Origin of the sequence: Candidatus Thiodictyon syntrophicum, assembly GCF_002813775.1 — a bacterium.
Classification (GTDB): domain Bacteria; phylum Pseudomonadota; class Gammaproteobacteria; order Chromatiales; family Chromatiaceae; genus Thiodictyon; species Thiodictyon syntrophicum.
Genome location: NZ_CP020370.1, coordinates 1410075 through 1424489, shown reverse-complemented (window position 1 = coordinate 1424489; position 14415 = coordinate 1410075). Strand labels below are relative to the sequence as shown.

Genomic DNA, 14415 nt, shown 5'->3' with positions numbered 1-14415 from the left:
CCATAGCTCCGGGGATGGGATCGGGCGCGCGCTCAAGGGGCGGTGAGGAAACGGCGGATCAGGGTGCTCAAGACCTCGACCAAGTGGGTCGCCTGGTCCGGCTCGATGATCAGCGGGGGCAGGAGCCGAATCACCCGCTCGGCGGTGACATTGATCAGCAGCCCCGCGCTCAGGGCCGACATCACCAGCTCGGCACAGGGGCGGTCCAGTTCGATGCCAAGCATCAGGCCCCGACCGCGCACCGCCACGACCCCCGGGACCCGGGCCAGGGACGCCCGAAAGGCGTCGCGCAGGGCCGCCCCCTGGGTCGCGGCATGTTCGACCAGGCCCTGTGCGGCGATGGTCTCCAGCACCGCCCGCGCCGCCCGACAGGCGAGCGGGTTGCCGCCGAAGGTGGAGCCGTGGGTGCCGGGGCCGAAGACCTCCGCCGCCGCCCCGCGCGCGACGCAGGCGCCGATCGGCACGCCGTTGCCGAGCGCCTTGGCCAGGGTCATCACGTCCGGCACGATCTCGGTGTGCTGGAAGGCGAACCAGCGCCCGGTGCGGCCGATCCCGGTCTGGATCTCGTCCAGGATCAGGAGCCACCCCTCGCGGTCGCAGATGCGCCGCAGGGCCGGCAGATAGTCGTCACCGGGGATGTTGATGCCGCCCTCGCCCTGGATCGGCTCCACCAGGATGGCGACGATGTTCTTGCGATTGGCGGCGGCGGTCTCCACCGCCCCGATGTCGTTATAGGGGACGCGCACGAAGCCCTGCACCAGGGGCTCGAAGCCGGCCTGGACCCGGCGGTTGCCGGTGGCCGTCAGGGTCGCCAGGGTGCGGCCGTGGAAGCTGTTCTCCATCACCAGGATGGCCGGATGCTCGACCCCGCGCTGATGGGCGTAGAGCCGCGCCAGTTTGATCGCCGCCTCGTTGGCCTCGGCCCCCGAGTTGCCGAAAAACACGCGGTCCATGCCCGCGAGGTCGGTCAGCAGGGCGCCCAGACGCTCCTGTTCGGCAATGCGGTAGATGTTGGAGGTGTGCACCAGCAGCCCGGCCTGCTCGCACAGTGCGTCGCGCACCGCCGGGTGGGCGTGGCCCAGACCGCACACCGCGATCCCGGCCAGGGCGTCCAGGTAGCGCGTGCCGGCATCGTCCCACAGCCAGACCCCTTCGCCCCGCGCGAAGGTGACCGGCAGCCGCTTGTAGGTCGTCATCAAGGGTTCGCTCATCAGGGCAGGCCCCACCGTGTTGGCTCCGGGACGGGCGCCATGCCACGTCCGAAAAACAAAAAGGCGGCTTCTCCACGCGGGAAACCGCCGTGACCGAAAAGGTGAAGCCGTCAACGATAGCGCGTCTCCCCTAAGGGAGACAAGTGTTTGGGTTCACGGACCCCGGATCAAGGGGTAATCGAGATCCCGGGTACGTTGTCGTTGTCGTTGTCGTTGTCGTTGTCGTTGTCGTTGTCGTTGTCGTGATCGGATTGTCCGATTACGACAACGACAACGACAACGACCCCCGGTCCGTAAGAAGGTCCGGTCGCTGTAGGGTACGGGATCGGCGTCAACACATCAGCTCTGATCGCGTCCCGGCACCATCGGGACGCGGACAAGGACGCGGGCAAGCGGCTAAGATGTATGCCCTTAGCCGGGGGGCGCTCCCTGGCCTCCCAGTCCGCTCCGGGATCCCAAGGACTTGCCGCAATGCACACCACCGACCGCCAACGCCTGCGCGAGTTGATCGTCCGCCTGCCCCGCTGGGGTGGCCGGGAGTCCCGGGGCGCCCTGTATGCGGACCTGACCTGGGACCTGACCACGCGGGACCCCGGGCCGATCCCGCCGACCCCCGCGGACGCGGCGGAGCGCCTGATCGAATTGGCCCTGGCCGCATCCAGCGGCCCCGGGATGCGCGGCCTGCTCGAAGACCTGCGTGAGTTGGGGGCGGACGGTGCCGCGGGGTCACTGGTCCTTGCCGAACTGGCCGCCGGGCTCGCGGACGCCGCGCCGCCAAGGCCCTGGGCCGGGGAGCCCTATCCCGGGCTGCGGCCGCTGGAGTGCTGGCAGGCCCCGCTCTTTTTCGGCCGCCGGGCCGCGACCCGGGACCTGCTGCGCCGCCTGAGCGCCCCCGCGGGCGCGCGCCTGATCCTGGTCGCCGGACTGCTCGGGTGCGGCAAGTCGTCCCTGGTCCAGGCGGGCGTGGCGGGGCGACTGGCGGCGGGCGAGCTGCCGCGCCTGCCCGCGGCCGCGCACTGGCAGGTCAGCAGCATGGTCCCGGCCGGACACGGGGGCGACCCCTTCCTGGCCCTGACCTACGGGCTGGCGCGCGAGCCCGGGGTGGCGCCCTTCGATGCGCCCACCGAGGCCGCCGCCATCAAGGGTTACGGCGCCCCGGCCCTGGCCGAACTGCTAGCGCGCGTCCTGGCCGGACGGCCGGCGGACGCCTGCTGGCTTCTGGTCATCGACCAGTTCGAGGAACTGTTCACCGCGGTCGACGAGGACTTGGCCGGTGAATTCCTGGAAACCCTGATCGAGGCCTTGGAAGAGCCGCGCCTGCGCCTCCTGGGCACCTTGCGGGTCGACCTGCTGCACCGCTGCTGCGCCCTGCCGGACCTGGCGCGGGCCCTCAATGCCGGCGGGCTCTACTGCCTGGCGCCGCCATCGCGGTCCGGCCTGGAACGGATGATCCTGGGGCCCCTGACCGAACTGGAACTGGCCGCGCCGATGCAGATCGAGCCCGCGCTGGTGGAGCACCTCCTGCGCGACGCGAGCGGCCAGCCGGGCGGGCTGGCGCTGCTGGCCGATGCGCTCAAAGACACTTACGATCAGGCCAGCCGGCGGGGGGGAAGCGCGGCCGTGATGGCCCTGGACCTCTACGCGGGACACCGCCACGGCGGGCTCAAGGCGGTGATCGCCCGCCGGGCGGAGCGCGCCCTGGACCGCAGCGGGCCCGCGGCCCGCACGACCCTGAACCGGCTCTTCTCCCAACTCATCGCGGTGGCGCCGGACGGCACCGCCGCCCGGCGGCGCCTGGAGTGGGTCAAGCTCGCCGCCCAACCCGAGACCGCGGCCCTGGCACAGGCCCTGGCGGCGCCGGACACCCGGCTGGTCAAGATCGGCCAGGGCGAGCGCGCCACCGTCGAGATCGTCCACGAGGCCCTGCTGCAGGAGTGGCTAGCCCTGCGCCATTGGATCGAGCGCCGCCGCGAGGCCCTGCGCGCGCGCGAGCAGTTGGAGGTGGAGGCGCGCACCTGGGCGGCCATCGGCTATCCGCCGGACTTGCGGTGGCACCACGAGGTGCTGGAGTCGGCCCGCACCCTGCTGGCCGAGACGGGCCTGCTCGACGAACTGGAGCGCGACCTGGACCTCTCCTCCTTCCTGACCCCGGAGCCCGAGTGGCTGCTCTGCGAGATCCTGTGTTCCCGGGTGGAGCCCGTGCAGCGCGAGGAGATCGGTCTGCGCCTGGCCCAGATCGGCGATCCGCGTCCCGGGGTCGGGGTGGCCGACGGCCTCCCCGCCATCCGCTGGTGCGCCATACCGGCCGGGGAGGTGCTGATCGAGGGTCACGGGCTCTTTGCGGTCGCACCCTTTCGGATTGCCGCCTACCCGGTCACCCAGTGCCAGTTCACCGCCTTCCTGGAGGCCGCGGACGGCTTCGCCTCACCCAAGTGGTGGACGGACCTGCGCCAGACCCCCCCGGTCAGCGGCCCCGCGCGCCGCCACGGCAACTATCCCGCCACCCAGGTGAACTGGTTCGAGGCCACCGCCTTCTGCCGCTGGTTGAGCGCCCGTCTGGGCTACAGCGTGCGGCTGCCCGACGAGTGGGAGTGGCAATGGGCGGCCCAGGGCGCGCGCCCCGGCTTCATCTATCCCTGGGGCCGGGACTGGCGCGAGGACCACGCCAACACCGATGAAGGCGCGGTCGGGCGCGCCACCGCGGTCGGCATGTACCCGGCCGGACGCAGCGCCCAAGGCGTCTACGACCTGGCCGGAAACACCTGGGAATGGTGCCGCAACCGCTATGACAAGCCGAAGATCATCGCCGCCGACCCCGACCGCTCGCGCGTCCTGCGCGGCGGCTCCTGGCGCGTCAACATGGGCTTCGCCCGCGCCGACTTCCGGCTCGACGGCCTGCCCGAGGACCGCATGGGGGGCAGCAGCTTTCGGGTGGTGACGGGGGATTGAGGGCACGGGCTGGAAAGAGGACTTGTCCGCGAATGAACGCAAATGAACGCAAAGAAGAGAAGATCAGCGAGGTCGCTATGCCTTGGAACATCGCGAGTGCGAAACAACAGTTTTCCGATCTGGTGCGCCGGGCGGTCGTCGAACCCCAACTGATCTACAACCGCAAGCGCCTGGTGGCCGCGGTAATCGATGCGGCGCAGTACCAGGCGTTCAAGGAATGGTCGGAACAGGCAAACCGGCGCACCCTTGGAGACGAACTGGCCGAACTGCGTCAGATCATGGACGAGGAGGACTACGCACTGGTGCTGGCGCCGCGCTCTACCAGGCCCAACGCCCTGGTCCAGACGCTGGAGGAGGACGGGCGTGACCTATTATGCTGATTGCCGCCACGGCCTGGGCTCATGACCTGACCTTGGCGACCCGCAATACGCCCGATTCCGGGCCGGACGGGGCATTCGCCCGTCCGCAATGTTTGCTCGGGACCCGCGGGTCTGCCGTACTCTCGGCGACGGAATAAACGGTTGGGACGGGGCGAATGCCCCGTCCCGCCGTGGGAGCGGCTTCAGCCGCGACGGGACGACGGCAGCTTGCGAGGTCCCCGGGGGAGCGGCCTCCGGCCCGTAGGGTCCGCTGCGCGGACCGAGGGCAGGTATCCGGCAGATTTCGGCAAGTCTCGGCCACGGGGAGCAAAGTCGAGTCTTGAGCCGTGATGGGCTTGGTCAGCAGGGAGGTACAGGTCCTAGGCGACCGACCGGGAGCCCGGTATACTGTCGGAAAGACCGCCTTATCCTTGACTTTCACCGCGGATTGCACTGACTTTGCCCAGGCCGTACATCTGCTCGACCCCCAAGAGGCGCTAGGATCGAATCACTAGCAAGTAGCTGGAGAAGCCGTCAAGACCATGGAAGACGAGAACGAGACATATAAGACCATTGCAGAGGTCGAACCGCTGAACGACAATCGGCGAACCGACTATCTGAAGAAGCGATGGGGGATTAACGATCTTCGCGTTCGTGGGCGACTGGAGAAAGGACACAATGACCATTGGTGGTTGACCGATGTCAGGTCCGCGGATGGTACGCTACTGAGGTATCCGTTGGCGGACTTTGAATCGGAACCAGGCTTGGGAAACCGAGAGGTCTTTGTCTGCACGGATGCGAATGCTGTCCTTAACGGCTGCCTGCCGAACAGCGAAGTCAGTGCCCAAGTGCGTCTCGCGCCCACTCATGAGCGACGCAATCGGAAGAATCCAATACGGATCGCTGCCGACCCCAATTCGATCGAACGGCTAACCCGGATTTCAGCCGAGAATGTTTATCACAACCAAGACGGCAGCATTGAACTCGAGGAAACACTCTGTCGGGGTTACATCAACGAGCATTGCTCGGCGGCCCAGGTCGAGTTGGACCGGCTAGCTGAACAAGTCGATCACCTCAAGCAGAAGTCGGCCGACGTTGCCACCGATCTCCACACCAAACGGCGCGAGCGCGAACAGGTGCAGGAGGAGCGGGATGCCGCTAGCCAGGAGCTTGCCGAGATCAAGGAAGAACATCAACGGTTGGCCCAAGAGGTCGAGGATGACTTCGCTGCCAAGCGTGAGCAGCATGAGCAGGACGCGCGTGCGCGGGAGGCGGAACTTGCAGCCGACTACCATGCGCAAGAACTCGCGATACAGCAAGAACTCGAAGCCATCGAGGAGGAACTCGCGGTGGCTCGCAAGGAGCGCGATCGGAAACGCGATGAGATCAGCAGCCAGACCGGCGCCTTACGGGCCGTAACCGTTTAGCCCCCCCCTGTTCTTAGCCCCCTCGCGGACGGCGTGACGTAGTTTCGGCCAGCCACGCCCGGTCCGCACAGCGGACCCTACGGGGAGGCTGCGCGCCCGTAGGGTCCGCTGTGCGGACCAGCGACCGCGCGGCCAGCGGGATGGCCGGGAGTCGGATGAATGCCTCGCCGACGATCATAAGCCTACGCGACAAAGCTCGACGGTCCTGGCAAACTATGGCCCAAGCTTCTATACGAGAGTGCGCCAGCGCCGCCACGCCCCCGCCATGCACCTGAGCGATCACGACCTCAGACAATTCGACGACGCCTACCTGCAGACGCTCACGTCGGCGCAGGCGCGGGTGCTGTTGGGCAAGGCGCTGGCGGACCTGAAGGCGGCGCGCGAGCGGCTGGGGCAGAACCCCTCCAACAGTTCGCGGCCACCGAGCACGCGGCTGCCGTGGGAGGGCACGGGCGGTCAGGACACGCCCGCTGGCCAGCCCGACGTCCCCGCGGGGTCGCAGGACGGGGCCGCTGCGGCAGACACCCCCGGCGACGCTGAGCCGGCGGGGCCGGCGGCGCCCCGGCCGCGCCGTCAGGGCTCGCACCGGACGGTCACCGGCCAGCCCCCCGGTCGGCGCCCGGGCAGCCCGGGGCACAGCCGCACCCAGCACCTGCCGGTGGACGCCGAGCAGCCTCACCGGCCAACCTGCTGTGCGGGGTGCGGCCAGGCGTTGACGGATGCTCATGTGGCGCGGGCACACAACGCCCGCTACGAAATCGAGCTGATCCAGCCCGGTGCCGGCGCGACCGGACTGCTCCTGCGCCAGACCAAGCACATCTATTTTGAATGCTGCTGCGATTGCGGCCACTGGACGCAGGCGCAGCCGGGGCGCGCGGCGGGCGAGGTCGAGTGGACGGTGGCCCTGACCGAGTGGCATTTGGCCGGACCGTTGCTAGTGTCCTTCATCTGCGCCTTGAGCCAGCGCATGCGGTTGTCGCGGGCGCGGGTCCGTGAGTTTCTGTCCGATTGGCTGGGTCTGGAGTTGTCGAGCGCGACCATCAACCAGTGCCTTCACGAAGCCGGACGGGCGGTGGCCCCGGTGGTCGAGGCGGAACTCTACGCGGCGGTGCGCAATGTCGAACTGCGCTATGCCGATGAAACCAGTTGGAAGGAGCATGGTCGGCTGCGGTGGCTGTGGGTGTTCACCTGTGCCACCGCCACGCTGTTCGTCGTTGGCAAGCGCTCGGTGGAGGTCGTGCGCCAGGTGCTCGGCGAGACCTTCAACGGCTGGTTGATGAGCGACGGCTTCTGGGCCTATCGCGACCTGGACCAACGGCTGCGCTGCCTGGCCCACCTGATCCGCAAGGCCCAGGCGCTGGAAGATGGCTTGGAACCGGCGGCCCAGCGCTTTGGCAGCGAGATCCTGACGGTCATCGCGACGGTGATGGCCGCCGTTTACGACGCCCGCGGCGCCCCGCCCCCCGTCGGGGTGTTGCGCGCACGGCATGCGCGGATGCTCAACGCCCTGCTCGACGAGTGCCTGCGTCAGGTCGATGCGCCGCATGAGAAGATGCGCGCGCTGGCGCGCGAGTTGTTCAACGACTGGGACACCTTCTGGGTGGTACTCGACCATCCGGAGTTGCCGTTGACCAACAACGAAGCCGAGCGCGCCCTGCGCCACTGGGTCATCGCCCGCCGCATCGGCATGGGGACCCGCACCGCGCAGGGCACCCGCGCCTTCGCCCACCTGGCCAGCGTCATCGAGACCTGTCGCAAACGCGCCGTCTCGCCCTGGCCGTATCTGGCCGAGGTAGTCCGCCAGCGCCGCCAAGGGCTTCAGGCCCCGCCGTTGCCCTTACCTGCCATCTGACCGATCGCCGCGACCGGCCGTGATCATAATTGCGGCCCGGCCGCGGCTGGCACGCGTCGCAGCCGGGGTCGCTCCTACGGCGTCGGAGCGGTTCCCGGCCGCGACGGGCCGCCGCAAGGGCTGATGGCCGGATTTATGATCAAGGCCGCCGCGACCCGCCGGGACTCCTTGGCACCCAGCACCCAGGGGGGGCTAAACGGTTACTACGGGCCTATGTGAAGCCCCAAGTCGACCTGTTGCGCCGGTTGGAACTGATCACCGACGCCCAGCGGCATGCACTATTTCCCAATGACAATGCACCCGTAGACCCGGCGCTCGCGGACTGGCCGGAATTCGACGGCGACACCCCAGGCGCAATCTGTCATATCCAGCGTTATCTCTTCGGCACCGGGATCGGCTATCCCTGGGACCTGCTCGCCAACTTCCACGCGCTGCTCTGCACCGGCGATCTGATCATCCTCTCCGGCCTGTCCGGGTCGGGCAAGACGAATCTGGTGAAGTCCTATGCCAAGGCGACCGGCAATGTGGCGAAGATCATCTCGGTCAAGCCCAACTGGACCAGTGCGGAGGACTTGATTGGATTCTACAACCCGCTACAACGCGCCTATACCGGAACCCCCTTTATCGAGGCCCTGTTCGCGGCCAGCCGCGATCCGGGGCGGCTGTACATCATCTGCCTGGACGAGATGAACCTGGCCCGGGTCGAATACTATTTTGCCGACTTTCTGTCGCAGTTGGAGGAGCGTAAAGACCCAAGCATTGATCTCTATCCGGACGACGAGGCCGGACACGTACTGACTGAGTTGCGCGTGCTCGTTCAGGCATTGTTGGGCCTGTCACTGGACCTGAATGCCGCAAGCCTTGAGACCCTGCTCGCCGACCGACCGACCATGGCGCTGCTCGCCGAGCGCCTGGCGCTTGCCGATGGCGAGTCGTTTCCTCAGTTGCACGCACGCATCCGCCGCATGCTCTCCGGCGCACTGACGGTACCCTCACGGCTACCCATCCCCGGCAACGTGCGTTTCGTGGGCGCCGTCAATATGGACGATACCACACACTACCTGTCGCCAAAAGTGCTCGACCGCGCCCATGTGCTTCAGTTTCAAAGTCCTCTTGAATATTGGGACCAAGTCAGGAAGGAGGTTGGCGGAGCGGACCGTTCGCCGCATGGTATTCGCATTCCGGCATCCCGGTTTCCTAATAGAGCCGCGTACCCTGAATATGACGCAGCCGATCCGTTGGTTGCATCTTTGACGCAGTATGCGAAGGAATTTCTCGCGCCGCTGGGGATCGAACTCGGCATGCGACCCATGCGCCAGGCGATGCTCTATCGCGACCGGCTGGCGGAACTCTACGAGGCTAACGGATTGAATCAGGTTGCGTTGAACAATCTGTTGCGTCAAAAGCTGCTGCCCCGCTTATCGTTCGATGGCAAGCAACGGGCTCGGGGTCGCGGCGAGCAAAGCTGTGCCGCGATTGTCGATGCGCTGCGGCGCCGGCTTGCCGATGATCTGCCGGACTTTAAGCCCTTCAATGCCAAACGCGATCTCGACGTATTGGTCGCCCGTGCCGAGGCCAACGACGGCATCTTCAACTATTGGGCCTGATGGACAACTCGCCCTCTTTTGAACTGCGGATCATTCGGGTGGCCTGGGCAAAGCAGGACATCCCGCTTGCTGTCGAGGTCGCCCAGTATCCCATTCCATTGCAGCCCGACGGTACAGGTTGGATCGCCGAAATTGCAGCCTATCCGGTCCTGCCGTCGGCGGGTGGCGGTCAATTGGCAGTTCAATTGCCGCCCGGTGCCCCGGCGCCGGTGTTGATCGCGGCTGACGATCGACCCGTCCCGATGGTGCCGATCCGCGCGCCTGATGGGCCTGAGTGGTGGATCGAGAAGGGCAAATGGAGAAACGCGAAGAACGGGAACTACCATGACGCCCCACTGTGCCGCCACGCCGGCGATGCGCGGCTACAAGTGGGCGATGATCGGATCCGATTGCAGGTCTACGCGCCGGGCTTCGAGGGCGGCGACTTCGATGCATTGCTGGATGAGTTCCGCAATGGTGCCTGGCAACTGATCCTGGAGCCCTCGAGCCCGACGCGCGGGACCGATCGCCGCGCGGACGGCGGCGTCGATCCGGTCTTTCTGGAGGCGGTTTCCGCATTCATCCGTTATGCCGGACGGGCGCTGGACCAGCCGCATCGCGAGTTGCGCGAGGTGCGTGAGCTGCAGCCAATCGAGCGGGTGCGGCCCCATACCGGCACCTTCCGGGAATTGGCCACGCGTGGCGCACCTCGGCGGGTCAGCGGGCGTGGGCACGTCGCAAGCTTCGACACACCCGAGAACCGGCAACTCCTGGCGATGTGCGGGCGCCTTGGCCGCACATTGCGGGCGCTGAACGCGGGTGCCCAGGGGGCGGCGAGCGATTTCATCCGCCGGGCACTAGCAGACGATGATAGAACGCGCTTGATGACCGATACGCTTGGTAGATCAAAGGTTGACGCGCGAGGGCTGGAGCGATTCATCGCAGAGTTGGAGTCACGACTCGGTTTGTATGGTGTAGCAAAGAACCAACTTCTCATTGGTTCAGGCTCTGCTCAAGGCGCAGAACTGCTCGTCATCGACAACCCGATGGTCGATGCTGCCCGTGGAAAACCCGGTTTCTGGGGCATCGGCGTTTGGGGTCATGGTAAACGCGAGCGAGTTCGGTTGAATTTCTCAAGCGACACGGGAACTCTTGCATCCGTCTTCTGGAAGAAGAATCCTTATGGCAAGCGTAATTGCTATCGGCTTTCTGGGGGTTTTCAGCACGTCAATCATGGACAGTCTGATGCCGGGGATTGGAGTATCTGGGAAGTTCGATTTCTGAACAGCATCGAGTCGGACCTGGAGCCGGGACTGCGGGGAGAGATCGACTCGCTCCGCGGTCGGCAAGCCTCTCTTGCCCAGCGGGATTTCTTGGAATTCCTGAACCGCCGCGACGCTCAGGATCAAAGCCGGGATATCGAAGAGGCCCAGCGCTCAGCAGAACGACTGCGTGCCGCCAGCGCGATTTGGCACGGGATGGTAGAACAACTGACGCCCCTGGCCCATCAGGTTTCGACCCTTGAGACACGCGCGAAGAAGCTCAGCGTTCGCACCGCCCGTCACTCGGCCTTCACCGGCTCAATGACCTATGTACTGAATCCCGACTATCGCGCCGCCTTGGGTGCCTATCGACGCGCCCTGGACGCGGCGGGGCTGACGAGTTCCCAGCTCGACGGTCTCCTGCGGCTGGAAGACCTTGGCATTCTCGACCTGCCGACGATTTACGAGCGTTGGTGCCTGCTGCGCATCGTCGCGGTGTTGCGCGAGCACTTCCATCTGACGCCGCCCGCGGATTTTCGGGACCGGCTGCTCGGCTGTGTTACCGGCCAAGGGACTTTGTCACTGCGATTCGCGGGACCTGCGACCGGACGCGACCTGCTGTTTGAATACCAGTCCGGGCTGCCGCGTACCGACCGCCCGGAATCACAATGGCCCAGACCCGATTTCGCGCTCACGGTGCTACCGCATAGCGGTTGGGATACAGACACCGAACCCTGGTCAGGCAATCGTTGGGACGCGGATGCTTCTGCACATCCACGGCTCATCCTCGACGCGAAGTGCAAGCCGTTCGGCTGGATTGGCGACAAAGGCGCCGGGCCGAGCCTCATCGACGAGTTGGATGAGCTCATTGCCCGGCGCGGGTACCGGGAGCCCGGCGACAATCGGGTCTTCGTGCTCCACCCTGGCCGCGGGGCCGATTCCGGCGCTGCGGGCTCCGCATACTGCCATTATGGCGGGGCTCATCTGGTTCCGGAAGCCGAAACCCGTCCGGTCTGGGATCAAGAGAACCCGGACCACCGACATGGCGCAGTCCTGTTGCGGCCGGGAGTCTCCGATCCACTCGCCCGGTTGATCCTGATGCACCTGTATCTCGGGCTCGACGACAGCCTGGGCGCCTACGACAATCGGTCGCCAAGGTATCCGCTGATCTGCCCAGCCTGCGGCGGTACAGAAATGATGGATCGGCCGCCGCCAGGTACGCCCGAAACCGATCGTCCCGGTCGCGCCTGTTGGTGTCGCGCTTGCGGTCGAATGCTGGTTTGGAACGTCAGCGCCGGCTGTGGAACCCATTTGTTCAAGTTAGGGGGCTACTGGACCTTCCACGAGACCCATCCGCTCGACCCCTACAATATCTGCTGCCCCCATTGCGGCGATTATATGCCCATTGCCAGTGAAGACCCCGGGCCGGATGAATTCGATAGACGCTACGACCAGAGGAAACCGCCATGGCCACGGTGAGCCGGACCCTGTTCATTGATGAATCCGGTGACTTCACCAGGAGCCTGAGCTGGGTCGTCAGCGGCGTTCTCTGTGCCGGCGCACCGGAGGTCGCGGAGAAACGGCTCGCGGCGGCACTGGAGCCAGTCCTGCAGCGCTTGCGCATCCCGACCGTCGCGGACCTGCACCTGACCGAATTGCGAAAGACGCGAGGCAACACGGAGGCGACCGACATCGCTCGCACCGTGCTCGCTGCGGTCTGGAGCTCCGGAGTCGTGACCAGCATGCTTGTCGTCGAGAACACCCGCGGCGCGGGACTGAAGGATAGCGAGCGCACCTATCGGTTGATGTTGCTGGACCTGTTGGCCCTGGCGGATGCAGCACTGCCGGAGGACCGCGAGGATGCGCCGCTACAGGTCATCGTGGCGAGGCGCCAGCGGCGTGACGGCACGCTGATGTCGACCCGCGAGGACCTGTTGGCCGACGTGGTGCTGCGCATCGAGGACTCGGTGGAGGTCGGACTCGCCGCGCGCGGGCTGCTCGCGCGGCTCGATGCCCATGATATGCACATCTGGCCAGCCGCGCAGTCCGCCGGTCTCGCGGTCGCGGACTTCATCGCGAATCTGACCTACAACCGCCGCTGTCGGGAGAGCCGTGCGCTGTTCGCCGCGCTGGTAAAGCGGGATCGGCTGCGGCTGTTTGAGGGCCTCGGCGGCTATGCCGAGCGGCGGGCGCGGATCGCCGAACGCGACGGCGATCTGGCCGCGGCCCTGGCACGCTGGGCGTTGCTCGACTGCGGCACGCAGGCTGACTGCGACGGGCGCCGCGCGACTGCCCTCGCGCACCTGTGGCGCCGGGTGCTCGGCTGCGGCACAGCGGGGCCGATGGCGACGCTGGAGGCCGTACTCGAGCGCCTGTGGCGTGCGCACAAGGCGCCCCAGGACCACCACTTGCTGGCCGCCGCGCTAACACGAATCGAGTCCGCGTTGCTCGCCACCAACGGACCACCTGCCCAGCTCTGCCGGCTGCACAACCTGATGCACCAGGTCGCGAACCAGATGGGCGACCTGCCAACCGCCGAGCGGATGCTGGCTGGGCAGTCCGCGTTGTCCACGGCGACCGCTATGGACCCGAGCCTGTTTCACCTGATGCTGGACGCACAGGTGTTGCGCACGTTGACCGAGGAGTTGCGACTCGATTTCGCCGCGGCGCAACGCCATGCACGCAATCATCTGCGGCTGACGAAACAGTACGGAACCATCTGGGAACAGTTGGACGACGCGCCGCGGCTGAGCGGCTTCGTGCAGTCGCGGCTTTGGCTCAGGGCGCGGATGACGCTCATCCGGGCGCTGCTGCTCGCGCGGGAGCCGGCTGACCTGGTCGAGGCTGGCACACGGCTGGACGAGATCGACGCACAGACGCTCAACGAGTCAGACCGGTCGCGCCTGTTCGGCTATCGCGTGTGGCACGCGGTGCATCAGGGGCGCTCCGCCGATGCCCTGGAACTGGCCGAAGCGTTGATCGAACGTCACAATGATCCGTTCGCGTTGCAGCACACCGCGCGGGCAGCGGCGGACGCGGCCTTGTTGAACAGCGGGGCACCGACCGGGGGTCTCATGAGGCTACTGCGCATACTCCGCGCCCGTGCCGACGGCCTCGTTGGTCATCCGGGCGAGCTCGTCTGGCGCGATATCGGCGTACTGGAGTGGCAGGCCGGAGGCAGACAAAGGGCGGCATGTGATGCTTTCACCCGCAGCCTCAAGATCAGCGCCGCCTTGCCCGACAGCCCGGTCAATCTCTGGAATCGCCTCGTCATTGAAGTCCATCGGGCACAGCGGTGCGGGCAGACTCCGCCGGTCCGTCGCTTGCCGGCGGCCGTGCTCCGTCTAGATGAGCAGGCGCGCAGGATGGTGGAGGATACTGACCCGGTGCAGGGATATCGCCGTATTAGTCCATATTGATCGATCGTGGTCGACTCAATCGGCATCGGGGAAATAGGACACATACTACAGATCACCGACCGGAACCAACCGAATGCCCGCCTGGAAGCCAATCGGGATCGCGGCCGTTCGCCCGCACGCAGCGACCCGCACCCCTCATCGCCGCAACGCACCACCGCTGCATCGCCACAGCGCGCCCGACGGCCAGGCGATGCAGTCGCAGGCACCCCCGCCGCCGCGCCGTTCGGTCCGGTGCCTGGGCGCCGGAGCCGACAGGCCAAGGGCGCGGCCCTGTCATCCGCCGCCAAGCAGTGCGTCCAGGTCCAATTCGGCGGCCTCGAAGGGTGGGATGCGGGCGCGGCCCTGACCTT

8 protein-coding genes are annotated in these 14415 nt (G+C 66.7%); 7 read left to right on the top strand and 1 reads right to left on the bottom strand.

Annotation, left to right across the window (positions count from 1 at the left end; genetic code table 11):
• Nucleotides 1-32: 32 nt before the first annotated feature.
• Nucleotides 33-1211: an aspartate aminotransferase family protein gene (locus THSYN_RS06165; RefSeq protein WP_100918362.1), complete on the bottom strand. Its 1179-nt coding sequence runs from the start codon at nucleotides 1209-1211 to the stop codon at nucleotides 33-35.
• Between the two features lie 471 nt (nucleotides 1212-1682).
• Between THSYN_RS06165 and THSYN_RS06160 the strand changes: the two genes are divergently transcribed.
• The 7 genes from THSYN_RS06160 (at nucleotide 1683) to THSYN_RS06130 (ending at nucleotide 14065) form a co-directional block, all read left to right on the top strand.
• Nucleotides 1683-4160 carry an nSTAND1 domain-containing NTPase gene (locus THSYN_RS06160; RefSeq protein WP_100918361.1) on the top strand — a complete coding sequence of 826 codons (2478 nt, stop codon included), beginning with the start codon at nucleotides 1683-1685 and terminating at the stop codon, nucleotides 4158-4160.
• Nucleotides 4161-4192: 32 nt separating this feature from the next.
• Entirely contained in the window at nucleotides 4193-4540 is a 348-nt protein-coding gene (locus THSYN_RS06155; RefSeq protein ID WP_216644688.1) for a type II toxin-antitoxin system Phd/YefM family antitoxin, read from the top strand.
• A gap of 521 nt (nucleotides 4541-5061) precedes the next feature.
• On the top strand, nucleotides 5062-5946 hold the full coding sequence (locus THSYN_RS06150) for a hypothetical protein (RefSeq protein ID WP_100918360.1): 885 nt from the start codon (nucleotides 5062-5064) through the stop codon (nucleotides 5944-5946).
• 265 nt (nucleotides 5947-6211) lie between these two features.
• Nucleotides 6212-7798, top strand: a complete 1587-nt coding sequence (gene tnpC / locus THSYN_RS06145) for an IS66 family transposase (protein ID WP_100918359.1) — start codon at nucleotides 6212-6214, stop codon at nucleotides 7796-7798.
• 245 nt (nucleotides 7799-8043) lie between these two features.
• Complete coding sequence (locus THSYN_RS06140; RefSeq protein ID WP_157817489.1) at nucleotides 8044-9405, top strand: McrB family protein; 1362 nt, start codon at nucleotides 8044-8046, stop codon at nucleotides 9403-9405.
• Complete coding sequence (locus THSYN_RS06135; protein WP_157817488.1) at nucleotides 9396-12125, top strand: hypothetical protein; 2730 nt, start codon at nucleotides 9396-9398, stop codon at nucleotides 12123-12125. The genes THSYN_RS06140 and THSYN_RS06135 overlap by 10 nt, the downstream gene beginning before the upstream one ends.
• A gap of 137 nt (nucleotides 12126-12262) precedes the next feature.
• Complete coding sequence (locus THSYN_RS06130) at nucleotides 12263-14065, top strand: hypothetical protein (protein WP_157817487.1); 1803 nt, start codon at nucleotides 12263-12265, stop codon at nucleotides 14063-14065.
• Nucleotides 14066-14415: the final 350 nt, after the last annotated feature.

What these genes read in the sequence shown, in the direction of transcription:
- THSYN_RS06165 (WP_100918362.1), bottom strand. Translation starts at nt 1,211, where the DNA reads ATGAGCGAACCCTTGATGACGACCTACAAGCGGCTGCCGGTCACCTTC.
- THSYN_RS06160 (WP_100918361.1), top strand. Translation starts at nt 1,683, where the DNA reads ATGCACACCACCGACCGCCAACGCCTGCGCGAGTTGATCGTCCGCCTG.
- THSYN_RS06155 (WP_216644688.1), top strand. Translation starts at nt 4,193, where the DNA reads ATGAACGCAAATGAACGCAAAGAAGAGAAGATCAGCGAGGTCGCTATG.
- THSYN_RS06150 (WP_100918360.1), top strand. Translation starts at nt 5,062, where the DNA reads ATGGAAGACGAGAACGAGACATATAAGACCATTGCAGAGGTCGAACCG.
- tnpC (WP_100918359.1), top strand. Translation starts at nt 6,212, where the DNA reads ATGCACCTGAGCGATCACGACCTCAGACAATTCGACGACGCCTACCTG.